We start from the raw sequence: 252 nt of genomic DNA, 5'->3' as shown, positions 1-252 counted from the left end.
CTGGTTGGAAATTTTGATGGGCTCCATAAGGCTTATGCTGATCTCTTCGAATACTATGATGATCACAAAACCTTACCAAGTCTATGTGCGTGGGGGGATGAATACCGGAAGCTGGTGCAGGTCTTACTGAACTCATATGAGACGGCGCTTGCGGAAATAAAACTAAACAAAGTATTAACCGCATCAGACCGCTCTCTTTTGCATATAGGTTGCCATACAAGCAACGAGGGTTATGAAAGGCTTTCTTCGATC

The 252-nt window shown here is 44.0% G+C and carries 1 protein-coding gene; it reads left to right on the top strand.

Annotation, left to right across the window (positions count from 1 at the left end):
• A partial coding sequence (locus SB717_RS37960) for a hypothetical protein (RefSeq protein WP_410908334.1) occupies window positions 1-252 on the top strand: 252 nt, incomplete at both ends.

Origin of the sequence: Priestia sp. SIMBA_032 (assembly GCF_046535215.1) — a bacterium.
Classification (GTDB): Bacteria; Bacillota; Bacilli; order Bacillales; family Bacillaceae_H; genus Priestia; species Priestia aryabhattai.
The sequence above is the reverse complement of the archived record's forward strand: the minus strand, read 5'-3'. Positions and strand labels throughout refer to the sequence as shown.